Consider the following 22,723-nt stretch of genomic DNA (forward strand, 5'->3'; position numbering starts at 1 on the left):
GGGCCGCGCGTCCGCCCGCCGGCGGCGAAGTCGGGGCCGCTAGGCGCGCATGCTGCGGCCGACGGCCAGGCGGTAGATGCCGAGCAGGATCAACGCGCCGACGATCGAGGCGATGATGCCCGGCCCCTCGTTGACGTGCGAGTACCAGCCCAGCGCGCGGCCGAGGAACGCGGCGACGAACGAACCGGCGACGCCGAGGAGCATGGTGGCGATGATACCGCCCGAATCCTTGCCCGGCATGACCATTTTGGCGAGTGCGCCGGCGATCAGGCCGACGATCAGCGTCCAGATGAACTCCATGGTTTTCTCCTCCGCAGGACAGGCCGAGCGTAGCGCGATCCCTTGCCCCTGCAACGATTGCCCGCGTATTGCGAATCATCGCACCAGGACCGGCGAGAATCGTCGATCGAGGCGGTCGAGTCTGCCACCGTCGCGGCCGAGTTCGTCGCCGCCTGCGGGCCCGCCGCGAGTCCGCCCATTCGCCACAAGGCCTCGATCGCCGGCCCCGCGGCCGCCTTGTCGACCGTCGCGTCCGCCTGCACCCTCGGCGGCATCATGCGGAGGCTGCTCGAGCGGGCGCGCGAGTTCGGGGTGGCCACCGCGGCCGCGGCCGCCCTGCTCGGCCTCGGGACGCTGGTGACGTACCTGTCCGGCTCGCTCCTCGCCGGCGGGTTCACCACGCTCGTGCTCGGCGTCCCGCGGGTCCTCACCGGCGTGTGGGGCTGCGTCGGCCTCGTCGTCGCGGCGACGCTCGCGTTCCTCGGCGGCGTGCCGCTCGGCGAATACGGCGGCGTCGCCCGCGGCGAGCAGGGCGCGCTGTCGTTGCCCGAGGCCGCGCGGCACCCCGAGCTCGTGCGCCTCGCGGTCGGCGACGCCCGCGTCGACGCCTCGCGCCTGGCCAAGGCGTATCACCAGCACGGCAGCGGCAAGTCGTTCTCCTCCCATCAGCCCGCGATCGCGCCGATCGTGCCGTCGTCGTGGCGGCCCGACGATCCGGTCCACGTCTACGCCGCCTGCCACGACCTCTCGTTCGACGACCGCGGCTGCCGCGACGCCTGGGCCGCGGCCACCGACACGCTCGTGCGCGTGCCCGCCGACGACAAGCCGTGCTACCGCGAGCTCGTGCCGCCAGGCGCAAACCTCGACGAGCTCGCGTTCGTCTACTGGGACCGCCCCGAGCGCTACCTCGGCGTGCTGTGGACCGAGTGGGCCACGGCGCTGCGCGTCACCGCGATCGCGTGGCTGGCGATCGGCGCGCTCGCCCTCGTCGGCCAGGCCGTGGCAGCGCGCGGCAAGAGCTGACCTCCTGCGCGGATCGGTCGTGAACTCGGGCCGCTACGCCCCGGGCGCCCCGTCCTCACAATTCGCCGGCCGGTCGTCGGTCTGTCGCCTCTCGGCCGACCGTCCGCGGCCCGCGAGCGCGGCCCGATTGTACGCACACCACCGTTACAAGTGACGAGATCCAGCAGCGAGCTCCCAACGCCACCGCCATCGGTTGCGGCTGTACCGATACGAAGTGAGCGCGTCTCGCAGCACCGCGACGCACTCATTCGTCGCAGCGACCAGACCGCCCGCCGGGCGTCAAGGCCAGAGCCGCATCGCGACGCGAGACGGCCCGCGAGCGCGGCCTGCACGAGCGCCCCCACGAGTGATTCATTTTTTGGCATCCTCGCCAGGATGCTCGCTCGCCCTGGTCGTCTCGCCGCGCTCGCCCTCGTGCTCGCGTGCACGCCTGTCAGTCCACCGACGCCCGAGCCGACGCCGACGCCGGCGGATCGACCGGCACCGGCGGCCATCGTGGCGCCGGGCCACATCGACGGCGGCCTGCTCTACCTCGACCTGCGCGCGCGCGCACTGCCGGCGCTGTGGCGTTCACCGGCGCTGCGCATGGCGGCGGGCGGGTTCATCGGCGAGCTGAGCGCGGCCGTCGGCGTCGACCTGCGCGAGGCGGATCCGGTCACCGCGCTCGGCCTCGATCCGGATGGCACGATCACGGCCACCCTCATGCGGCCGATCGGCCCCCTCGCCGCCGTCCGCACCGGCGTCCAGAAACTCGCCGTGCCCGACCCCGCCGGCGATCTCGATTTCGTCGCCACCCCATTCGGTGGCCCCCCGCCGCCGCCGCTGCCCGACGACCTGGTCCGAGAGGCAGGTTCGCTGTACGTCCACGTCCGCGTCCACTTCCCCGCGCGGGAGCCCGAGAAGCTGCTCCACACGTTCCGCGCCCCGCACGACGCCACCGGCCTGTGCGCCCTGTTACCGCCGCAGGACGTCTGCTCCGCCGCGAACGCCGGCATCGGTCTGCTGCGCCGCCAGGGCGACGGCGTCGTCGCCGACCTGTTCATCTCGGCGTACCCCGAACTCGGCGCACCCACCGACCCGACGCGCGTCGCCGCGATCACCTCCGCCCTTGCGACCACGCCCGCCGAGCTCCCCGGCGACAGCGCGGGTGCAGGCGACCTCGCGCTGTACCTCCACGGGCCGGCCGTGCCGGCGCTCGTCGACTTCGGCATGCACGCATTCCTGGTGAACCGCCTGCGCGAGACTCACCCCGCCGCGCGCCTGCGCCAGATCCAGCACTCGCTCGGCATGCGCGACGCGGCGCTCCGGCTCCGCGACACCCGCCGGCTGTTCTCCGGCCTGCGCGTGACGGTCGCGCTCGAACCGGATGCCCGTATCGACCTGTCCTGGGAGCCAGTCGACGACGAGGCCGCGCGCACGGTCGAGGGGCTGTTCGCCCGCCCGCCCGTCGCAGGTCTGTCGGCGCCGCCCGTGGCCGCCCTGTGCCACGAGGCGCTCGCCTGCGGCCGCCTGGCCCGGCTGCCCGCGCTCGCCGGCTTCGGTCCGCTCGCGGTCGGCGAATACACCGACCAGGGCGCCCTCGACCGCCTCACCGTCGACGCCGGCTATCCACTGGCCGCGCTCGTGTTCGTCCTCGAGACCTGGCCCAACCTGATCGCGTCCCTGTCTCGCTGGCACGAGCGGCCCGACGCGGGGCCCGACGCTGTGGCGATCCACGACTTCCTGGGCCTGGCGGAGCGCATCGACAGCGCAGGGTTCCGCCTGTCTCGCGCAGGCGACCCGAGCCTCGCCTACGCGCGCCTCGGGGCCGACGAGCTCGCGCTCGCCCGCGCGCTCGCGCCGCTCAACGGCCTCGCCCTCGCCGATTCGCCGATCGCCGGGCTGCCGCACGCGGTCTCCGCCGGATCGATCGCGGGTGTCACCGCGTCCCTCGCCAACGACCCCGACGCGCAAACAGGCTGGCTCGTCGTCGCCCCCGACGGCGCACCCGTGCGCTGGCTGCTCGCCGACGTCGCGCACGAGCCCGTCTCCGGGCCGACGCTACACCTCGCCAGCGACGACCTCGGGCAGCTGGCGGGCGCCCTGGGGCTGTCGGGCCTGGAATTCTTGCAGCCCTTGCTGGCGGGGCGCAGCCTTCGTCTCCAGACCGACATCACCGCCGGTCGCCCGCGCCTCGAGCTCTCGCTCGGACCCCGCGTCGGCGATTGAGAAAGCGTCGATCCGGCCGATGAGCTCGCGCGGCTCCGCAACGGATATTCTACGGGACAGGTTGCGATCGCGCCGACGCAGGGCATCGATCTGGTCGGCGAGCTCCTCGGTGAGCCCATGGCACTCGGTCATCACGCGCTCGAGCTCCTCGGCCACCGCCGAGCTCGACCTCAATCATTCCGCTCTCAGCCACCACCTGCCGCGCCCCCGAGCCCGCGCCGCGTCGCCCGCTCAAGGGCCCGCTCGACGCGTTCCTCTGCGGCCGAGCGATGCGGACGCAGCGGAGGTGCCGATCAGCGCCGGGATTTGGAGGCCACCGAAGAAGGCGCGGGGCTGCTTGCCGTGGGAGACCTTGGTTCGGTGGACAATCACGTCGGCGACCCCGCGCATGTCTTCCTTCATCGCTTCGCACCAGGTCGCTACGCGGGGCCAGTCCTCGGCGAGTGCGCGCCACCGGGCGCAGGTGATCCCGTCGCCGCGGGGTCGAAGCTTCGGATCGGCGGCACACTTCGCCTGCACTTCAGGCCAGGTCACGGCGAGCACAGGCATTTCGACGCACCAAGGGTCGGGCCCTCGCATCGGATCCGCGATCCCGCCGTCGCGGATCACCAGAATCACCCTGGCGTCGACGCCGTGGGCTCGAATCTCGGCGTGGCAGCCGTCGGCCCAAGCATAGAAACCAGCGTCGAGGAAGAGATAGTCGCTCACCAACTCGGTGCCCGAACGGGCGATGTTCCGGAGGGCGATCCCGCCGGCGCTGTGGCCCTCGGCGAGGACCCGCGCCGGGAGCTTGGTTGGGTGGACGCCGAGGCGCTCCGTGAGGATCTGGACGACCTCGCTATGGAGGACGGCGAAGTCGTCGGTGAAGGTCGGTGGCGCCGGGTGCATCCACATTCTGTCGTAGACCTTGTTGCTCCACCCCTGCCACTCGGGCTCCATCCGTTTGCCGGCGCTGAAGGGATAGACGAGGGCAACGTTGTCGGCGACCGCGAGCTGGAGCGCCTGGGCGCCATCGAGAGTCTGGGTGAGGCGATCCCAACCGACCCAGGCTTCCTTGGCAGCCCCCGGAGCGCGGCGCTCGATGTGCTGGCTGTTGGTGCCGTGGAAGTGAAAGACGAGGCGGAACGCGGCGTCGTCGTCGGCACCAGGCGGGATGTAGATCAGGACGTCGCGTCCGCCGTTGCCGGCGAGCTGGCCGGCCCAAACGTTGCCCTCGCCGGGGAGCTCACCGACGAACTCGCGGAGCCCGGCCTGGACGTCGGGACTGACTATACTGCGGTGCACCCCCAGATCGGACGAGCCGATGGGGGTCCGTGCCGACACATCGACGTGCGCGCGGGGCCCTCCGCTCGCAGTTGCCACGATCCGCTCGCTCGCCTCGATCACCGGATCGGTCGGCACGTCGGCCTGGCCAGCAGCTGCGGCTGAAAAGGACGCCGGCGGAGCCACGTCCCTTGCTCGCGTGGGCGCGCCTCTACAGGCCGTCGCCAGGCTGAAGGTGACCAACGTCGCTACGCCAAGGACGCCGCAGAGAAGCCCCCGATCGGCGCTCCAAGCTCTCTCGCAGGGTTCTGCACTCTGCACTCGCCTCACGATGCTTCGCTACATCCTCTACACGTCTATCGAGAGACGGGCAAGTGGGCATCACGTGGTCGGCCATCGAGCGCACGATCCCATGGCCGATGCGTCATCCACCCGGAGGCCAAGTCCCCCATGGAGCGCTCGCCTTGCACGGCAGCAAGAACATCGCTCAGTTTCGCTGAGTAACGACGTTCTCTTCGTTGCGCCTCCGAGTCTGGACAACTCCAAGGCGCAACGATAGCCTCACCTCCGCACGGGGATACCCGGCCCGGGGGAGGCAATGGATCAGCGCGTCAAATACCAGATCTTCATCTCGTCGACTTACAGAGACCTTCATGAGGCTCGTCGGGAAGTTTCGTGGACTGTTCTCGGGCTCGATCATATCCCCGCGGGAATGGAAGCTTTTCCAGCCACAGATGATCGGGGATGGGGTATTATCAAACGGACGATCCAGGACTCGGACTTCTATATTCTCCTAATCGCGGGACTCTACGGATCCATAGATCAAGAAACCGGACTGTCCTGGACCGAGAAGGAGTACGATTTTGCAAAATCACTCAACCTTCCCGTGCTCGCCTTCGTTCAGCGGAGGAGCGCAACGCCCGGCGACATGGTCGAGGCGAACGCTAAGCAGAAGAAACTGCTCAACCGTTTCATATCACGAATTCGAGAATCTCACTATTACAAAGAATGGAGCGAAGACAAGGAACTCAGCGGCCTGGTCAGCCTCGCGCTCACCCGTGAGATCCAAATCGCTAACGAGAGCCGCTTCCGCCCCCGAGGCTGGACCCGCGGTCCGGACGCGGCGGCAGCCTACACAAGGACCCTCGCCTTGGCCCAAGATCGCAAGAGCATATTGATAGAACCCCTCACCATTGATGGCCATCAGGCCCTTGCAGTCACCCATTCCTTCGCCCGATTGAGGGACCATGACTATGCCACGCTCACCGTGGAGATGCCTTCAGTGCCTTACGGTCGGATTACGATGGGGTCAGATGGAGTGCCTCAGCATGAGCTTCGCGGTCATACCCCACCAGCGACCACTGCCCAGATTCCCTGGACTGCGGTGACGAGCGCACGCCCGGACGACAGCCTACCACACCTCTTCCATCTACATCTCCGGCAACCGCTCACATTTCGGTCGTCGAGTCGTGTCTGGGAGATTATCTAGCCATGGATGCACTTGTGAGCATCTGCATCTTTATGGGCATCTTCGCTGGTGTTGCGCTGGTCGTACAACGACTAGGGCGTCCCCCGGAACGTGCGCACTTGCTCAGCACGCGGAGAGAGGGCAGCGTCGACGCGAACCGCTACACACCGCCGCTGACCCAGCCGATGCCGCGCACCGTGCCAAGTCCGACAGGAGTGCAAGCCTCGCACGCTCCCGATATTGAGAGCATCTTTCTTAGGTTCGAATCCGTACATGAACAGGCGCTCCTGATGAGTAAGGGACTAGACGGCATCGACGCGCCGGACGCACCGCCGACCCCGCGCACGGCGTTGACCGATCTCATACACTATCTCTGTTGTGTCCGGAGGCTTGTCAAGCCCTTCACGCTCCACATTGGAATCCAACTCCGTCAGCAACCCGGAAGCCCAAGCTTCGCCGAGCCGATCGAATTTCCCGGCCTCCCGGGCAATGGGCGGGCGGACTTGATTCAAGAACAACTGGCCTCCAGTTTCAGAAGGCACCTGGAGAGATTGGGTGCGTAGATGACGGCGACCTCAACGACGCGACGCCGACGCCTCATCGCGCTGCTGGCCCTCCAGGCAGGGACGTTCTTCGTCACCATTCTCGCCTTGATGTTCGCTCACCCCCCCGAGGCATTCGTACCAGCGATCCAGGCCCTCTCGCTCGTGGTGGTACTGCTCGGCGCGCTGACCGGACGGGTCCTCTTCTCCCCACCGAAGCCTTGGCTTGACGCTGTCGCCGAGACAGGCCAGGGACGTGAGACGCCCGAGTGCCGCGTTCTCTTGATCGGTCTCGGCCGCTCGGGCAAGACTAGCCTCATCCGTCAAGTCTTGACGGGAACGACTCGCGCCGAGCAGTCCACAAAAACATTCAACGTCTATCGCGCTCCACGCGTGACCGATCTCGGCGGAGCCCGCTTCGACATCGTCCTCGCGGATTATCAAGGGCAAAAGCTCTCGCAGCTCGTTATTGACCCTCCGATTAGTTTCTTCGGCCCACCCGGCGATCGGCGGATCAACGCGATAATATTCGTGGTGGATTTGTTCAGGGAGCGTCGCGATGCGGTCGGAAACCCAGTATGCGACGCAGTGCTGCTCGAACAGTACTCGCACGACACAGGGGCGCAGATCCAAGAGCGCGTGGATGAGCAGTGCAAATATATCAGCGAGTTTACGATCGAGATCATACTCGAGACGACTTTCAATCGACGACAGGTCTGCTCAATTATCCTGGTCGTCAACAAGATCGACCTGCTCCGGATTCTTGTCGAACGAGGGTGCCTTGAGGGGGTCTCCTCTTCAAATATGGAGCACTACGTGAGCAACCTTTATGCACCGCTCCTAAATCTACTGAGGGAGGCGGCACGAGCAAACGAGGTTGAGGGACTTTTCGGAGCGTACCTCGTCAGCGCAAGGACGGGCGAGAACGTCGCCGTTGCGTTCTCGGAGATCCTTCGGCGGTTTCAGTTGCTGCATTGGAGGGGCTCCACAGATGCACGAGAGTTCGTGCAGGAGATGGCGCATGGATAGACCTCAGGCGCACCAAGGACTCGAGCAAGAGCGACAGGTCCGATCGCTGACGATGTACACAGCGATTGTCGTAATCGCCACGGCGCTCTCACTGGTCGCCCTGCTTCTGCCCCGAATCTCCGAGCCGGGAGAAAACCTGGGCATCGCGCTGGCCGGGGGGGCGCAGGAGGGTAGCGACAGTAGCGGCAATGGGAGTGAAGACAATCGCTACGAATTGAGGCGCAAGCTATCGGAGGTCGAGGCCGCTCGAGATCTCGGTGAGATGTGCTTGGGCAAGTGCAATTGTCTTTGCTACAGCAGGCGTGTCGGTAACACAATCGAGCCGCTCACCGTGTGTAGGCTGAATCAGGACGCGTGCTTAGCGCTCGAAAGCAAGGTGCGGGGCAAGAGCCCAGGCTCATCATCGGGCCGCGCGGTGGGGAATTCTGTCAGCGTCTCCTGTCGCCAAGTCGATCTGAGGGAGATCGACCGAATTAACGGGGTCAATCGACACGAATGGTCTCCTAGCATACGCAATGGCGGAGAACTGTTCGGTATCTTTTATGCCGGGAAATGTCTCCTGGACTAAGGGCAGCAGACGAATGAGCACGATTGACGAGCAGTCGGCAGCAGCCTCGAACACGGAAACACCCACTCGTCGGGAAGAGACAGATTCCTCAACCCGTGTTCCGGGAGGAGAGGAGAACGTGTTCGCGGCGACAGGTAGACGTGGAGACGAAGCCCGCGGCCGAGATGGGCTAGGCCTCGTACCCTATGCGGAATTGGACAACGTGGACTTCAGGGTCAGCGAGAGAGCGGTTTCAAATGCCGTCTCTGCAGGGAGTAAAGAGGCCGTCGACCCCCGCGCTTGGTCGCCACTGGTGTCCGGAACATGGTTACTCGCGGTGTTCACCCTCGTCTCGGTCCTGAGCCTCTCGATCTACGCATTTCGCCTCTCGAACCGCGTCTCGGAGCTCGAGCGGGTGTTCGCCTCGAGTCCTCGCGGTGGCGCTAGCAGCTCGGTCGACAAGGCATACGACATGAACGGACAGCCCGATGTCGAGGAGGCGCCACACGCGAAAACCGAGCGAAAGCGAAGAGACGCTAGATCGGAGAGCGTCGCCCCTGAAGCCCCAGAAGTCGCGGAATCCGCCGCGGTGGTCGGCAGCGAGGCTTCGACCGGAGATGCTGAGCCCTCCGCAGTCCTTCCGGAGACTGACGACAGAGTAGCTCCGCGGGAGCCGAGCGCCCGCGCGCCGAAGGAGAAGAAGGGAACGGCCAAGAAGGGTACCAAGAAGCCGAGTGGGGGCGACGAGGAGTCACAGGGAACACCCAAGTAGGCGACTATGTACGGAAATGCTGCCCATCCTGATCGCCCAAATCGGCCATGGTGCTCGCGGAGCATCCGAAGCACCGGCTTGACGGTACGCCCAGCAAGAAGGCGCAGCGCAACTTCACCGACCCGAGAGCAACTGATGATGACCTGGACGGCTTCGTTTCACTCGGCAAGCGACCCGGAACGAGGGCCTACGCGATACGACTCAGGCTCGCTCGCGCTGGCTTGGGCAGCCGCTATCGCCTGCCCAAGCAAGTCGTCGAACCCGTCACCGGACAGGACAAAGCAGCGCTCGGCTCACACGATTTCTAAGCCGTGAGTGACCAACCGCCGTCGTCGGCTCGGCGTGGAATGCCCTATGGCGAGGGGCCGTGAGCGCCTGCTCGACGGCCAGGGACCGGCCCCCGAACAGACGCTTTCTCGCGTCAATTACGGCGAGTCGATGACGGCATCGCGCCATCCGGTCAGCCGGCCGCCGCGGCGCGCAGCAGGTCGGCCGCGCGCCAGCCGATCATCATGCTCGGGGCGTTGAGCGCCGACACCGGCACCTCGGGGATGACCGACGCGTCGGCGACCCGCAGGTTGTCGATCCCGCGCACGCGCAGCTGCGGGTCGACCACGCTCCCTGGGACCTGTCCCATGCGACATGTCCCGGCGAAGTGGTAGGTCGTCATCGCCATGCGGCGCACGAACGCCGCGATCGCCGCGTCCGAGCGGACGAACGAGCCGGGCAGCACCTCCGGGCCGCCCCACGGCCGCAGCCCCTGGCCGGCGGCGATCTGGCGGGCCAGGCGGACGCCGGCGATCATCACCCGCATGTCCTCGGGGTCGGCGAAGTAGGCCGGGTCGATGGCCGCGTGCGCGCGCGGGTCGGCGGCCGCCAGGCGCACCGTGCCGCGGCTCTTCGGCTTGCCGAGGATGACCACCACCCCGTAGACCCGCTCGACCGCGCGGCGGACGAAACCTGGCCGAAAGGCCATGCCCACCCCGGCCTTGACCACGCGCGGCAGCGAGGTCCGCTGGTACAGCGCCGGCGGCACCGTCAGCGCCGGGACCATGCGCATCGTCGCCTCGCGGAACGACGAGCGCGCCGGGTAGAACACATAGCAGGTGTCGGCCTGGTCGGGCGGAAGGTCGCTGTCGGGCAGCGCGCGGTGGAACCCGTACAGCTGCGGGTAGTTGCAGTCGACCGCGCGCTTGCCGAAGTAGAACAGCTGGACGTTCGGGTGGTCGTGCAGGTTCTCGCCGACGCCCGGCAGGTCGAACAGCGGCTCGACCCCGTGCTGGCGCAGCACGTCGCGCGGGCCGACCCCGGACAGCATCAGCAGCTTCGGCGACTCGAGCGCCCCGGCGCACAGCACCGCCTCGCGCCGGACCCGGGCCGTGCGCCGCTGCCCGCCCTCCTCGTACTCGACCGCGACCACGCGGCGGCGGTCGTCGAGCACCAGCCGGTGCGCGTGCGCACCTGTCCGTACGACCAGGTTGATGCGCTCGAGGTGCGGCTGCACGAACGCCACGTAGGCGCTGCGCCGCTGCTCGCCGCGGTAGTTCATCGCCTCGTAGCCGAGCGCCCCGAGCAGCGCCCCGTTGTCGAGGTCGCGCTCGCGGTGGAAGCCCGCCTCCTCGGCGCTGGCGATGCACCCCTCGGTGAACGCCGTCGGCTCGCGCGGGCGCACGTCGAGCACGCGCTCGAGCTGCTCGTAGACCGGCACGACGTCGGACCAGCCCCAGCCCGGCACGTCCCACGCGCGGAAGTCGGCCTCGGACCCGCGCAGGTACACCATGGCGTTGATCGAGCCGCTGCCGCCCATCCCGCGGCCCGAGCCGAGCCACAGCGGGCGGCCGCCGCAGCCCGGCTGCTTCACGCTGAAGCGGTGGTGCAGCAGCGCGTCGTTGACGAACGCGTCCTTGTAGCCGTCGGCCCGCAGCGTCTCGGGGTGTCGCTCGGCCCGGTCGCCGGTCTCGAGCAGCAGCACCCGCACCGAAGGATCTTCGGTCAGCCGCCCGGCCAGCACGCAGCCGGCCGAGCCGCCGCCGAGGATGACGTAGTCGAACGCGTCGGGATCGAAGGTCATGCGCGCGCGGACTCTATCACGCGCCCACGCCGGCCCTGCAGCGTCCGCGGCGGACGTTGCGCCGCGTCACAGCCCGCAGCGCGCGCGCGATCTCAGAGATCGCGGAACGACAGCGGCGCGATGAAGTCGGGCTTGCCGACCTCGACCCCGTGGTGGCGCAGGATCGAGTACGCCGTGACCGCGTGGAAGTAGAAGTTCGGCAGCGCGAACTGCTGCACGAAGTCGGGCGCCGCCAGGCCCTTGCCCGGCATGAACGGCAGCGGGATCACCCGCTCCGCCGCGTCGGCGAACTCGGACGAGCGCAGCGGGGCCAGCCGCTCGCGCGTCGACTGCACCGCCGCACGGATCGCCGCGACACTCGGCTCGATCTCGGCGATGTCCGGCGGCGCCTGCCCGCGCAGCAGGCTGGCCAGCCGCAGCGGCGTCGCCACGATCTGCTGGACCTGCCGCGTGAAGTGCCACTGGTCGGGCGCCAGGCGGGCCGTGAGCAGCACGCTTACGTCGAACTTGCGCGCGTCGGCGTGCGCCTGGGCCCTGTCGAGCCACACGAGGACCTGCCCCGCGCTGCGGCTCATGTGCGGGATGGAGATGTCGAAGAGGTTCATCCGGGTGCTCCGGCCGCGGATGGTACCCCCGTTCATCGCGCATGGCGACGCGCGGGCCGCTGCACGCTGGACGTCTGCGCGCGCAGCCGCGTCGCCCGCGTCCCCCTGCCCCGATCGAACGGCGCGCTGAGCAGCCCCCGGTGCCCCGGCGCCGGCCCCCGCGTGATAGGCTCGCCGCGCCATGAGCACGGCGATTGCGGGCGCGGTGCCGATCGCCGTCCACGTCCTCGGCGGCGGCGTGTGGATCGGCGCGATGGTCTTCAGCGTGTTCATCCTTCACCCGCGCGCCGAGCGGTTCTTCACCCGCGCCGCCGAGTTCGAGGACTTCATCTTCAGCGTCGTCCACGGCGCCCGCTACAAGGTCCTCGCCGGCATCGCCGCCATCGTCGCCAGCGGCGTCGCCCTCGCCCTCGCCCACCGGGCCACCCCCGCCCCGTGGTCGTGGCTCGTCGCCGTCAAGGTCGCGCTGCTGCTGATCTCGCTGGCCCTGTTCCTCCACGTCAGCTTCACGCTGTGGCCGCGCCGCGTGTTCGCCCGCGAGGACGAGCTGCCCGCCGTGCGCCGGCGGTTCTGGTGGATCGGCGTCGTCATGATCGTCTGCAACGCCGCCAACATGGGCCTCGGCGTGCTCGCCCGCGTCCTGCGCGGCTAGAATCCCACGCCGGAATTGCCGGTGGTCGTCACCCACCACCTCGTCGCCTCACCCGCGACGCCGGACGTGCCGCATGCGCGTCGCGCCCCTATCGTCGCGTCCCCAGCTCGCACCGGAGTCGACGGGCAGTCATCGCGCCGCACATCGTCGCGTCACCAGCGAGCAGGGTGCTCGTCGACCCGCCCATCATCGCCTCCCCAGCGAGCAGGAAGCGCGTCGCCCCGCACATCGCCGCGTCACCAGCGAGCACGGGAGCCGCACCGTCCTCAACAGCGAGCGCGGTGCCCATCGCCCAGCCCATCGCCGCCTCCCCAGCCACCACGGGGTTCACCACCAGGTCGTCGCCCAGCACATCGTCGCCGCACGATCGAGCGCCGGATAGGACCCCCAGAGGTCCGTCCGAGGGATGGCCGGCCCCGGCCGTCCCTCGGGCGGAACGCACCTGCGCGAAGAGACAGCCCGTATCGAAGCCCGCGACCGGCGCTTCGGGCCACCCACGAGTGGGCCGTGCCAGCGGTCGGGGATGCGGTCCTCCGACCATCCGCAGAGAGATGGGCCCGACGAAGGAGGGTCCATCCGCGAGGACTGGGCGGAGGACCGCATCCCCGACCGCTGGCACGGCGCATTCGGCAGTTAGCGAAGCAAGCACGCCATGCCCCCCGCATCGAATCGGCCTCGAGGCCCTGTTCCCGCCGAGCTCTACCGGACGAGCCTACGTATTGATGAGTCCGCCAACTCGCCCACGTGCATTCGACCGCCCGTGCATCGCCCCGCAAACCGCGATTGCCCCATGGGGGCCACCCCGGACCGCCCCTCCTCCATCAGCCATCACACGAGCTCACGGCGACCCCCGTACCTCGATTTCCACGAAATGCGATTCACGGCGGACGACGCGCAGCCCAACTATCAGGGTTTTGCGAAATCAGCGCACATGCGATTCCTGCCCTTCGGCGCTCTCATTGTCGCCCTCGGCCCCCAATCGTCGAATATGCGATGATTTTGCTTTACCTCGAGTCAGAGGAAGGGTTACCTCATTGCAACCTCCCCGAAAGGACAACATGCGCATTTCGAAGCACAACATCGTCGCTGCGATCACGACGCTGATCATGGCCGTCTCGGGATCCTCGCTGATGAGCGGCTGCAACAAGCAGCAGACCGACACCGCCAACCCCGAGCCCGTCGCGGCCGAGCCGTCCGAGCCCGCCCCGGTCGACCCCGTCGCCGAGAACCCGCCCGACGAGCCCGCCGCCGAGACCCCGGCCGATCCGGCCGCGGCCGCTGCCCCGCCGGCCGAGGGCGAGGCGCCGGCCGAAGCTCCGGCCAGCACCACGCCGGCGCCGCCCGCTCCCAACTGAGCGGGCGCGGCGCGAGGGCCTGTCGCTTGCGACATGTCCTTCGCGCCATGCCTACATTCCACCCTGGCTGAATGGACGGATGCAGGGACATGGCCTTCGGGCCATGTCCCTTTTACGTGCGACGATCGCCCTCGGGCAGCGCCGGGCGGTCGCGCGGGTCGGTGTTGGTGGCGATCGCCTGCAGGCGCCGGCGGATCCGCTGCACCGAGCTGAGCGCGTCGGCCTCGCGGGCGCGCAGGCGCTTGAGGCGGTGGGCCTTCTTCTTGTAGCGGCGGCCCGACGCCTGCAGCGCGAACACCGTCGGCACGAACACGAACTCGATCAGGAAGAACAGCCCGGTCGCCATCCACGCCCACAGCCACACGAACACGCGCAGGAACTTCGGCAGGCTGCGCAGCGCCGGGTAGTCGGGCGCCGGCGCCGGCTCGAGCGCCTCCGACGACGATGCCGGCGCAGCCCGCCGCGACGGCTGCGGCGGCGGGCGGACCGACGCGCCCAGGGCCGCGCGCACGGCCGCCGCGCCGGCGAGCCGGCGCGTCGGGTCGGGCTCCAACATGGCCGAAAGGACATCTCGCAGCCGCCCCGGCGCCAGGCTGCGCTCGAGGTCGATCTGCAGGCCCTTGCGCGGCAGTTGGTCGGCCGGCACCCCGGCGGCCAGGGCCGCGATCGTGGCCCCGAGCGCGTAGATGTCGGTGGCCGGGGTCGCCTCGCCGTGCAGCTGCTCCGGCGCCATGTAGCCGAACGTGCCGATCATCGTCGAGCCGCCGTCTGGCCGCAGGGCCAGGCGCACCCCGCCGAAGTCGATCAGGCACAGGCGCCCGTCGGGCCGCAGCATCAGGTTGGACGGCTTGAGGTCGCGGTGGATCACCGGCGGCTGGCGGCCGTGCAGGTACTCGAGGATGTCGAGCGCCGCCGTCAGCCAGCGCAGCAGCTCGGCCGGATCGCCGGGGCGGCCGAGGCGCTGCGACAGGGGTGTCCCTTCGACCAGCTCCATCACCAGGAAGAAGTCGCCCGACGTCTCGCTGGTGAAGCGGTCGATGTAGCGCGGGATGCCCGGGTGCGACAGCGACTCGAGCGCCTGGCACTCGCGCTCGAACAGGTCGAACGGCTTCCAGTCGCCGCCGAGCGAGCGCAGGTGCAGCACCTTGACCGCCACCGCGGCCCCGGTCTCGCGGTCGATCGCGCGGAACGTGCGTCCCTGCGCCCCGGCGCCGAGGGGCTCCATGATCTGGTAGCGCTGCAGCCCCTGGGGCGGTCCGGTCTCGGGCATCGGCGCGCGAGTCTAGTGCTTCGGCCGCGGTATTTCGACCCTGCCGCGCGCCCGCCGGCTGCGAGCCTCGCCGCCATCGCGCTCGCTCTGCGCGCGCCGGGCCCGGCAGCGCCCCGCGTGATCCGGCCCGGACAAGCCGGCGAGCGGGCGCCCGCCGGGCGCGCCCGCGCGGCGCCGTCGCGGCATAATGCTCCCGCCATGCCGCGCCCCGACATCGACGTGCTCCTCGACCGCCTGCGCCAGAGCTACCCCCACGCCCGCTACGAGCTCGACTGGGACACCCCGGTGCACATGTTGGTCGCCACGATCCTCGCCGCCCAGTGCACCGACGAGCGCGTCAACGCGGTCACGAAGACCCTGTTCCCGCGCTACCCCGACGCCCAGGCGTTCGCCGACGCCGACCTCGCCGAGCTCGAGGAGGCGGTGCGTCCGACCGGCACCTTCCGCCAGAAGGCCAAGGCGATCAAGGGCGCCTGTCGCATGCTCGTCGACGAGTACGGCGGCGAGGTCCCGCAGTCGATCGAGGCCCTGGTGCGCCTGCCGGGCGTCGCCCGCAAGACCGCCAACGTGGTCCTTGCGACATGTTTCAACATACCTTCGGGCGTCATCGTCGACACCCACGTGATCCGCCTGTCCGGGCGCATGGGCCTGTCCGAGCAGCGCGACCCCGGCGACATCGAGCGCGATCTGATGCGCCTCGTCCCCCAGGACGACTGGACCTTCTTCGGCCCGGCGATGATCCTGCTCGGCCGCTACGTGTGCACCGCCAAGAAGCCGGACTGCCCCAATTGCGTGATGCGGGACATCTGCCCCAAGATCGGCGTCAAGGCGGCGTGAGCCGGCGTTCGTGACGACCGCGTGAACTCGACCCGCGCGGCCCCGCGCAAGCGGCCTGCGTCCGCGCGCGCGGCCGTCCCCGGGTCCCCGCTTCCCGTCGTCATGCCAGCGGACTATCCTGCCGGCCCTCAGCGAGATCGAAGATGGCCATCGAGAACCGGCAGAAGATCCCAGTCCCGCGTCGCTCCTTTCTGTGGTCGCTCAACGAGACGTCGGGCGAGATCCTCACCCACATCGGCCCGACCGAGTTCACGCCCAGCGCCAACGACAGGATCGTGCGCTCGAACGGGCGCGGCGGCTACGAGCCGGCGCCGATGGAGGCGCGGCCCTTCATCATCGCCCGCGACGGCGAGTACGTCCTGCTCGAGAACCCCGTCGCCGCCGATCACCCCGAGGGCCCGAACGGCTCCTACGTGCCCGGCGGCAACAAGGAGAAGGAGCTGCGGCTCGGGACCAAAAAGATCATCCCGGGCCCCTGCGCCTTCGCCCTGTGGCCCGGTCAGTCGGCCGAGGTCCGGCCGGCGCACAAGCTCAACGCCAATCAATACCTGCTGGTCGAGGTCGTCGGTCCGCTCGACGAGACCGCGCCGTACTTCCGCCTCGTGATCGAGTCGGCCGGCCTCTCGAGCGTCGTCATCGACGGCGCCGACGACGACACCTTCCGGCGCAGCCAGCCCGAGCCGGCCACCAAGGCCCACCCCACGCAGCTGCGAATCGGCCAGCGCATCGTCATCCAGGGCCGCCACACCCAGTTCTTCATCCCGCCGACCGGCATCGAGGTCGTGCCCGCGCTCGAGGAGACCGAGGCGCGCGGCCGCGAGGACGACGGCGTGACGACCCTGCCCGTGGCCGCGCAGGAGGAGCTGGCCAAGCTGCTGTCGCAGGTCGGCGAGGGCATGTCGGTCAAGCAGTTCAGCGTGGTGAAGAACGAGATCCGCCACCGCCAGGACCTCACCAGCGGCGAGCGCGGCGTGATCCTCGCGACCCTCGACGAGGCGTGGAACGACCGCGCCTCGCAGAGGCGCCAGCGCACCGCCGACGGCGGGCGCGGCGTCGCGGCCGACCCGTACGCGCGGCGGGCTGTCGTGCTCGGGCCGAAGAACTTCTGCTTCCTGTTCGACGCCGACGGCAACCCGCGGATCGTCCGCGGCCCCGCGCGCGTGTTCCCCGGCCCGCACGACACCTTCCTGCAGCGCGGCTCGCGGCGGCGGGTCTACGACGCCTACGAGCTCGGCGAGCACCAGGCGCTGTACCTCCGCATCATCACCCCGATCGTGCGCGACGAGCTGGCCAAGCGGCTCCCGCCCGGCACCCCGACAGGCCGCGACCACTACGAGGCCGGCGCCGAGCTGCTGGTGCGCGGCCTGCCGAGCGTGTTCTTCCCGTTCATCGAGGCCGAGGTGTTGAACCCGGTCACGCGCGAGCCGCACGTCGGCAACGACCACGACGCCGTCGTCATCGACGCCATCGGCATCGACCAGAAGTCGGGCGTGTACGTCCGCGACCAGCGGACCGGCATGGTCAAGATGGTCCGCGGCGAGACCTCGTACCTCGTCGATCCGCGCGGCGAGGAGCACGTGCAGCGGCGGATCCCCCACGACAAGTGGAACCTGTGGATCGGCCACGCCGAGCCGCACAAGCTGACCACCGCCGAGGTCGTCACCCCGTGGGCGCTGTCGGTGATCGTGCCCAACAACGAGGCCGTGCTGATCACCTCGCGGCACGGCCGGCGCGTCGTCGTCGGCCCGCGCACCGAGCTGCTCGAGTACGAGGAGCAGCTGACCGCGCTCAAGCTGTCGAAGGGCAAGACCAAGGACGGCCACACCACCGTCACGACCTGCTTCCTGCGGGTGCAGGGCGGGCGCGTCGCCGACAACTTCGAGATCGAGTCGGCCGACTTCGTCCGCTTCAAGGTCAAGCTCGGGCTGGCCGGTCACTTCGAGGGCGAGCCCGAGAAGTGGTTCCACGTCGAGGACCCGGTCAAGCTGCTGGCCGACACCGTGCGCGCGCGCGTGCGCGAGGCGGCGCGCGTGCTGTCGGCCACGCAATTGCTGATCGAGTTCCCCGCGGTCGTGCGCCAGACCCTGCTCGGCGGCGACGACGGCGTGCTGCGCTTCGCCGACAACGGCATGGTCCTGAGCGGCGTCGACGTGCTCGGCTTCCAGGTCGCCGACCCCGCCCTCGCCGAGCTGTTCGCCAACGTCCAGCGCGAGGCCGTGTCCTTGCAGCTGCAAGACCAGCAGTCGCGCCGCCGCCTCGACTCGACCCGCCTGCGCGACGCGCTCGACGCCGACGAGCACGCCCTGCAGCGCGGCGCCAGCCAGCGCATGGCCGAGACCAACAAGCTCGAGGCCCAGGACGAGCACGTGGTCGTCGCGCTCAAGCAGCAGCTGGCCGCCGCCCGCGACGCCGACGCCCTGCGCAGCAAGCAGCAGCTCGATCGCCTCGCCTTCGAGGCCACGCGCGACCGCGAGCGCGAGCAGGGCGAGCTCGGCGCCGCCGCGCGGGTGCTCGCCGCCGAGGCCGAGGCCAAGGCCCGCGCGCTCGTCGACCGCGCCGCCGAGGCCCACGCCCGCGCCCTCGCCGACGTCGAGCAGGCCCGCGCGGCCGCGCTCGCCCAGGCTGACGCCGTCCGCCTCGGCGCGCTGCAGCACGAGCTGGTCGGCGCGCTGCAGGCCGCCGCCGACAGCGAGGTGCTCAAGGCCGCCGCCAGCAACATGAACCTCGTCGCCCTCCTCGGCGGCAAGAGCCCCGCCGAGCTGCTGTCGCAGCTGGTCCGCGGCACCCCGCTCTCGCGCACCACCGACGGCATGCGGGCGCGCGAGACGTCCGGCAAGGACGGCCGCCCCGGCCGGTCCGAATGAGCTGATTCAGCGCTTGACGCCAGCCCCTCGCCCCGGCGATCCTCGCCGGCGAGGGGCTGCCACGTGGGCGGGAACACCAACATTAGTGAAATTGGTCATCACGTCAGTCTGTCACACTGAAGGTCGCGGGTTCGATCCCCGTATGTAACAGGTGCCCGTCGGGCGGCCCCTCGCTTCACGCCCGTCCTCGTCGATCTCCGCCGCCGTCCGCCCGCCCGTGGGGCGAGCGCCGCCGGCGATCCTGCGCGCATTCGCGTGCCTCTCGACAATGGCATCAGGCGCGGCCGGCGAGTGTGACGCGGCGCGCTCACCACCTCGCTACGAGCGCGAATCGCAGCAATGTCGAGTGGCGTGAATCGCCTTGAAATCTCGGCTCGTTCGGCTCGTTGTAACTTCGGCCACTCGGCGCCCATGTGTTCCGCGGTCATGTTGCGACCGAGGTGATGCCATGAACGACCCCAGATCCGCGCGAAATGGCTCGTCCGAGCCCGACGGCGCCGATCGTGCCTGTCGCGTCGAGTTCGTCAACGATTGCCCGCGCGAGCACGAGTACCCGGCCATGATCCACGTCTCCGCCCAATTCTATTACAAGGGCGGCGAGACCTCCGAGGTCGTCGAGGACGTGCGGGTGATCCCCGGCGAGGCTCACACCCTCTACTCGCGGGCGAGCGAGGACCCAGCCGAATGCGTCAAGCGGGTCGACACCGTCATGCAGTGGATGTTCGCCGACGGGCGCACCGGCAAGCGGAGCGCGCGGTTCGACGCCCTGCAGGGCAAGTGCCTCGTGCGCGCCAGGGTCGCGCTGAAGCTCAAGGGGCGCGAGGCCCCGGCGCAATTGCTGATCGGCATGGAGTCCGGCGCCGAGCCGGCCCTGCGCGCCCCGGCGGCGTGAGCACCACGACGAATGAGGTGACCGCCATGCATCCCTGGATCCTCGCGCTCTTCACCGCCTTCGCCGCGCCCGGGCCCGGCCTCGCCGTCGACGATCTCACGGCGCCCCCCGACCTCGCGGCCTTCGCGTGCGACCCCGCGCCCCAGCCGGGCGATCCGCCGTCCTACTGCCTCGCGCTGTGCCACGGCATCCCGGTGCCGCTGCTCGCCTCGCCCGAGCTCAGCGTCGATCACGACGACCTCTGGTGTGCCAGCAATGCCGCGCTGCTGTGTCAGAGCTACGGCACCGAGTACGCCGATCATTGCTGGGGCTGGCCCGAGTACGGCGAATGACCCTCGGCGTCAGCGCAGCATCACCACCCGCACCGCGCCGTCCTGGTGGCAATCGTGGCCCTGCGGCCCGGCGTCGAGCGTGAGCGCGTCGACGGCGAACGTGTCGGCCGACTCGTGGGCCACCGGGACCATGAATTCCCACGGGTACGGCTCCAGCTGGCACAGGTACTGCGTGGTCTCGTCGATGTACCACGCGCCCTCGCAGCCGTCCTCGGCGCCGAGGAAGCCGGTGCACAGCAGCGCGTCGGTCTTCATGTGGCCCTTGAGGCTGGCCTCCTTGTACATGATCGGGGCGGCGTTCTCGCAGGACGGCCCGCCCTGCTCGCCCGTGAAGATCGCCGGCGCAGCGGTCAGCAGATAGTCCGCCCCGCCGCAATCGATGCGCATCTCCGTCGTGTTCTTGAGCATGAGCTCGATCGCCGGCCGGCCCAGGCGGAACGGCGCCTCGCCCGGCTGGTCGAGGTTGACCGGGTGGTCCTTGAACAGCGCGACCCCGATCGGGTCATTCAGCGCGCTGCGCTCGATCACCGCCCAGCCGCCGCCCGTCGTGTTCATGTCGCAGTACACCGCCACCGACGGCGCCGGGTCGGGCCCGTCGAGGTCGAGCACGTACGCGCCCGACGCCGCGTTCGCGTCGAGCGACTGGATCTCCGCGCAGGTCCGCGGCACCTGGCAGGCCACGCAGCCGTCGTCGGACGTCGTGTTGCCGTCGTCGCACGCCTCGCCCGCCTGCAGCAGCCCGTCGCCGCACGCCGGGAACTTGCACGCCGGCGTGCACGCGCCGTCGTCGGCGTTGTCCGCCCCCTCGTCGCACTCCTCGCCGCCTTCGGGGATCCCGTCGCCGCACACCGGCATCACGCCGGTCATGCTCGTCGTCAGCGAGCCCGTCGTGTCGGTCGTCTCGGTGTCGTCCCCGTCGGTGGTCGAACCCGAGGTCGTGGTCGCCGGCGGCGACACGGTGGTGGTCGCGCCGACCATCGTCGTGCCCGCGCCCGACTCGCTCCCCGTCGGCTCCTCGAACCACGGGTTGTCTTCGAGGCACGCCGTCGTCATCACCGCCGCGGACACCGCCACCCGACCCAGGCCCGTACGCATCCTCTCCGGTGTAGACGAGCCCGCGGTCGCCAGCAACGCCGCCGCTCGCGCGGACGCGCCCGCCTGCGCCCGGGCCCGCGCTGGCGCCCTCGACGCGGCTTTGGCGGGGCTTGACGGCGGTCCCGCGCGGCCGTCATCCTCCTCACGAGGGGTCGCCACGTGGGCGCGCGTCATTCATCTTTGGCGAAACTGGTAAACGCGTCGGTCTGAAGAACCGAATATGCGGGTTCGATTCCTGCATGATCCCTGGCACGCGTCGGGCGGCCCCTCACTCGTCGATTCAGCGCAGTCCGCGTCGGCGGCTCAGCGCAGGAGGATCGCCCGGACCGCGCCGTCCTGGTGACACTGGTGCTTGTCCGGATCGCTGATCTGCGGGTCGACGGCGAAGATATCGGCCTGGAACGTGTACGGCTCGTCGTTCCACGGCACCATCGACAGCCCGCAGTTCATCTGCTCGGACTCGTCGACGCGCCACGCGCCGGGGCACTCGCCGTCATTCACGCCGTGGAAGCCGGTGCACAGCTCGACGTCGTCGATCTGCAGCGGCCCCAGCCTGGCCTCCTTGTAATGCACCAGGGCGGTCTCGTAGCACTCGCCCGGCGCGTCCTCGCCGAGGAACAGCGCGGTCGCCGGGTCGGCCCACAGGTGATCGCTCCCGCCGCAGTCGATCCAGATCTCCTCCGAGTGCTGGACCACGCGTTCCATCGCCGCGCGCGGCATGCGATAGCGCTCGTTCTCGGGATCGTCGTAGTTGACCTCCGCGTCGACGTACAGCGCGTGCCCGATCGGGTCGGCCAGCGGGCTGCGCTCGACGCGGGTCCAGCCGCCGCCCTGCAGCTCCATGTCGCAGTACGCCGGCACGAACTCGCCGATCCCCTCCGGGTCGAGCAAATAGAGCCCGCTCGGCAGGTTGGGCGGCCCGAACGCCATGATCTCCTCGCACGCGTGCGGCACGAAGCAGCCGACGCAGCCATCGGCCGGATCGTCGTTGGCGTCGTCGCAGTACTCCGCGTTGGGCATGGCGCCGGGGTACACGAGGCCGTCGCCGCAGAAGGCCAGCTTGCACGTGCCCGTGCACGCCGCCTCGTCGCCGTTGTTCGGGCCGTCGTCGCACTCCTCGGGCGGCTCCACCATCCCGTCGCCGCAGCCGACCGGCGCCCCGGTGGTCGTCGTCAGCGTGTCGCTCGTCGTCAGCGTCGCGCTCGTCGTCGTCGTCACGCCGCCGGAGCCGTCCGAGTCGGTCGTCAGCGGACCGGTGGTCCCCTGCGACGTCGGCGGCGCGTCGGTCGGATCTGCCGCGGTGCTGCTCGCGCCGAGCGAGTCGCTGGCCGTCGGCAGCGTCGGCTCGACGAACTCCGGATTACGGTCGAGACAGCCCGCCGTCGCGAGGGCCGCGACGATCCCCGCACACCTCTCGAGCCCCCGTCTGCAAGTCGCCATCCTCTCCGGTGTAGTCGAGGCGTCCGCCGCCAGCAATCGGGGCCTTCCGCGCGGAATTGCGCCGCCCATCGCTCGTCAGGGCGTACTCGCCACTTTCATGCCCGTGGCGTTCGGGGCTAGCCTTGAGCGATGAGAGGGCCGAGGGCCGCCGGTCGCAGCTTGCCGTGAATCATCAGCCT

General features: G+C 69.6%; 20 protein-coding genes and 2 tRNA genes. 14 read left to right on the forward strand and 8 right to left on the reverse strand.

Features of this window, described 5'->3' with window-relative positions; genetic code table 11:
- Nucleotides 1–39: 39 nt before the first annotated feature.
- Nucleotides 40–300: a GlsB/YeaQ/YmgE family stress response membrane protein gene (locus K7C98_RS33840; RefSeq protein WP_224195976.1), complete on the reverse strand. Its 261-nt coding sequence runs from the start codon at nt 298–300 to the stop codon at nt 40–42.
- A gap of 42 nt (nt 301–342) precedes the next feature.
- Here K7C98_RS33840 and K7C98_RS33845 point away from each other — a divergent pair, with 42 nt between their 5' ends.
- Together K7C98_RS33845 and K7C98_RS33850 are read left to right on the forward strand one after the other, a co-directional pair.
- Complete coding sequence (locus K7C98_RS33845) at nt 343–1,302, forward strand: hypothetical protein (protein ID WP_224195977.1); 960 nt, start codon at nt 343–345, stop codon at nt 1,300–1,302.
- A gap of 375 nt (nt 1,303–1,677) precedes the next feature.
- Nucleotides 1,678–3,510 (forward strand): hypothetical protein, encoded by a 1,833-nt coding sequence (locus K7C98_RS33850; RefSeq protein ID WP_224195978.1) that lies wholly within the window; start codon nt 1,678–1,680, stop codon nt 3,508–3,510.
- A gap of 231 nt (nt 3,511–3,741) precedes the next feature.
- Here K7C98_RS33850 and K7C98_RS33855 read toward each other — a convergent pair whose 3' ends face one another.
- Nucleotides 3,742–4,911 carry a hypothetical protein gene (locus tag K7C98_RS33855; RefSeq protein WP_224195979.1) on the reverse strand — a complete coding sequence of 390 codons (1,170 nt, stop codon included), beginning with the start codon at nt 4,909–4,911 and terminating at the stop codon, nt 3,742–3,744.
- Between the two features lie 460 nt (nt 4,912–5,371).
- Here K7C98_RS33855 and K7C98_RS33860 point away from each other — a divergent pair, with 460 nt between their 5' ends.
- From K7C98_RS33860 to K7C98_RS33875, 4 genes are all read left to right on the forward strand, one after another.
- Entirely contained in the window at nt 5,372–6,262 is an 891-nt protein-coding gene (locus K7C98_RS33860) for a DUF4062 domain-containing protein (RefSeq protein WP_224195980.1), read from the forward strand.
- A gap of 542 nt (nt 6,263–6,804) precedes the next feature.
- Nucleotides 6,805–7,812: a hypothetical protein gene (locus K7C98_RS33865; RefSeq protein ID WP_224195981.1), complete on the forward strand. Its 1,008-nt coding sequence runs from the start codon at nt 6,805–6,807 to the stop codon at nt 7,810–7,812.
- Nucleotides 7,813–8,393: 581 nt separating this feature from the next.
- The gene (locus tag K7C98_RS33870; RefSeq protein ID WP_224195982.1) at nt 8,394–9,131 is read left to right on the forward strand and encodes a hypothetical protein; all 738 of its coding nucleotides are present in this window, start codon (nt 8,394–8,396) and stop codon (nt 9,129–9,131) included.
- Nucleotides 9,132–9,178: 47 nt separating this feature from the next.
- Nucleotides 9,179–9,439 (forward strand): hypothetical protein, encoded by a 261-nt coding sequence (locus K7C98_RS33875; RefSeq protein ID WP_224196213.1) that lies wholly within the window; start codon nt 9,179–9,181, stop codon nt 9,437–9,439.
- Between the two features lie 152 nt (nt 9,440–9,591).
- Here the strand turns inward: K7C98_RS33875 and K7C98_RS33880 are convergent, their stop codons facing one another.
- Nucleotides 9,592–11,202: a GMC family oxidoreductase gene (locus tag K7C98_RS33880; protein ID WP_224195983.1), complete on the reverse strand. Its 1,611-nt coding sequence runs from the start codon at nt 11,200–11,202 to the stop codon at nt 9,592–9,594.
- A gap of 92 nt (nt 11,203–11,294) precedes the next feature.
- On the reverse strand, nt 11,295–11,807 hold the full coding sequence (locus K7C98_RS33885; protein ID WP_224195984.1) for a DUF1993 domain-containing protein: 513 nt from the start codon (nt 11,805–11,807) through the stop codon (nt 11,295–11,297).
- A gap of 181 nt (nt 11,808–11,988) precedes the next feature.
- Here K7C98_RS33885 and K7C98_RS33890 point away from each other — a divergent pair, with 181 nt between their 5' ends.
- Complete coding sequence (locus K7C98_RS33890) at nt 11,989–12,459, forward strand: hypothetical protein (RefSeq protein ID WP_224195985.1); 471 nt, start codon at nt 11,989–11,991, stop codon at nt 12,457–12,459.
- Nucleotides 12,460–12,547: 88 nt separating this feature from the next.
- Here K7C98_RS33890 and K7C98_RS33895 read toward each other — a convergent pair whose 3' ends face one another.
- Nucleotides 12,548–12,811 carry a hypothetical protein gene (locus K7C98_RS33895; protein WP_224195986.1) on the reverse strand — a complete coding sequence of 88 codons (264 nt, stop codon included), beginning with the start codon at nt 12,809–12,811 and terminating at the stop codon, nt 12,548–12,550.
- Between the two features lie 706 nt (nt 12,812–13,517).
- Between K7C98_RS33895 and K7C98_RS33900 the strand changes: the two genes are divergently transcribed.
- Nucleotides 13,518–13,814, forward strand: coding sequence for a hypothetical protein (locus K7C98_RS33900; RefSeq protein WP_224195987.1), 297 nt, complete (start codon nt 13,518–13,520; stop codon nt 13,812–13,814).
- Nucleotides 13,815–13,926: 112 nt separating this feature from the next.
- Here K7C98_RS33900 and K7C98_RS33905 read toward each other — a convergent pair whose 3' ends face one another.
- Complete coding sequence (locus K7C98_RS33905; protein WP_224195988.1) at nt 13,927–15,084, reverse strand: serine/threonine-protein kinase; 1,158 nt, start codon at nt 15,082–15,084, stop codon at nt 13,927–13,929.
- 198 nt (nt 15,085–15,282) lie between these two features.
- Between K7C98_RS33905 and nth the strand changes: the two genes are divergently transcribed.
- From nth to K7C98_RS33930, 5 genes are all read left to right on the forward strand, one after another.
- Nucleotides 15,283–15,921: an endonuclease III gene (gene nth, locus K7C98_RS33910; RefSeq protein WP_224195989.1), complete on the forward strand. Its 639-nt coding sequence runs from the start codon at nt 15,283–15,285 to the stop codon at nt 15,919–15,921.
- Between the two features lie 143 nt (nt 15,922–16,064).
- On the forward strand, nt 16,065–18,785 hold the full coding sequence (locus tag K7C98_RS33915) for a hypothetical protein (protein WP_224195990.1): 2,721 nt from the start codon (nt 16,065–16,067) through the stop codon (nt 18,783–18,785).
- A gap of 79 nt (nt 18,786–18,864) precedes the next feature.
- Nucleotides 18,865–18,932 (forward strand) — tRNA-Asp (locus K7C98_RS33920).
- Between the two features lie 301 nt (nt 18,933–19,233).
- A complete protein-coding gene (locus K7C98_RS33925) occupies nt 19,234–19,677 on the forward strand; it encodes a hypothetical protein (protein ID WP_224195991.1) in 444 nt (147 codons plus the stop codon).
- Between the two features lie 26 nt (nt 19,678–19,703).
- Entirely contained in the window at nt 19,704–20,009 is a 306-nt protein-coding gene (locus K7C98_RS33930) for a hypothetical protein (RefSeq protein WP_224195992.1), read from the forward strand.
- Between the two features lie 9 nt (nt 20,010–20,018).
- On the opposite strand, the gene K7C98_RS33935 is transcribed toward K7C98_RS33930, so the two are convergent.
- A complete protein-coding gene (locus K7C98_RS33935; protein WP_224195993.1) occupies nt 20,019–21,104 on the reverse strand; it encodes a fibrinogen-like YCDxxxxGGGW domain-containing protein in 1,086 nt (361 codons plus the stop codon).
- Between the two features lie 176 nt (nt 21,105–21,280).
- Here K7C98_RS33935 and K7C98_RS33940 point away from each other — a divergent pair.
- Nucleotides 21,281–21,351 (forward strand) — tRNA-Phe (locus K7C98_RS33940).
- A gap of 56 nt (nt 21,352–21,407) precedes the next feature.
- Here the strand turns inward: K7C98_RS33940 and K7C98_RS33945 are convergent.
- The gene (locus K7C98_RS33945) at nt 21,408–22,544 is read right to left on the reverse strand and encodes a fibrinogen-like YCDxxxxGGGW domain-containing protein (protein WP_224195994.1); all 1,137 of its coding nucleotides are present in this window, start codon (nt 22,542–22,544) and stop codon (nt 21,408–21,410) included.
- Nucleotides 22,545–22,723 lie beyond the last annotated feature (179 nt).

Origin of the sequence: Nannocystis pusilla, from assembly GCF_020073745.1 — a bacterium.
GTDB classification, from domain to species: domain Bacteria; phylum Myxococcota_A; class Polyangia; order Nannocystales; family Nannocystaceae; genus Nannocystis; species Nannocystis radixulma.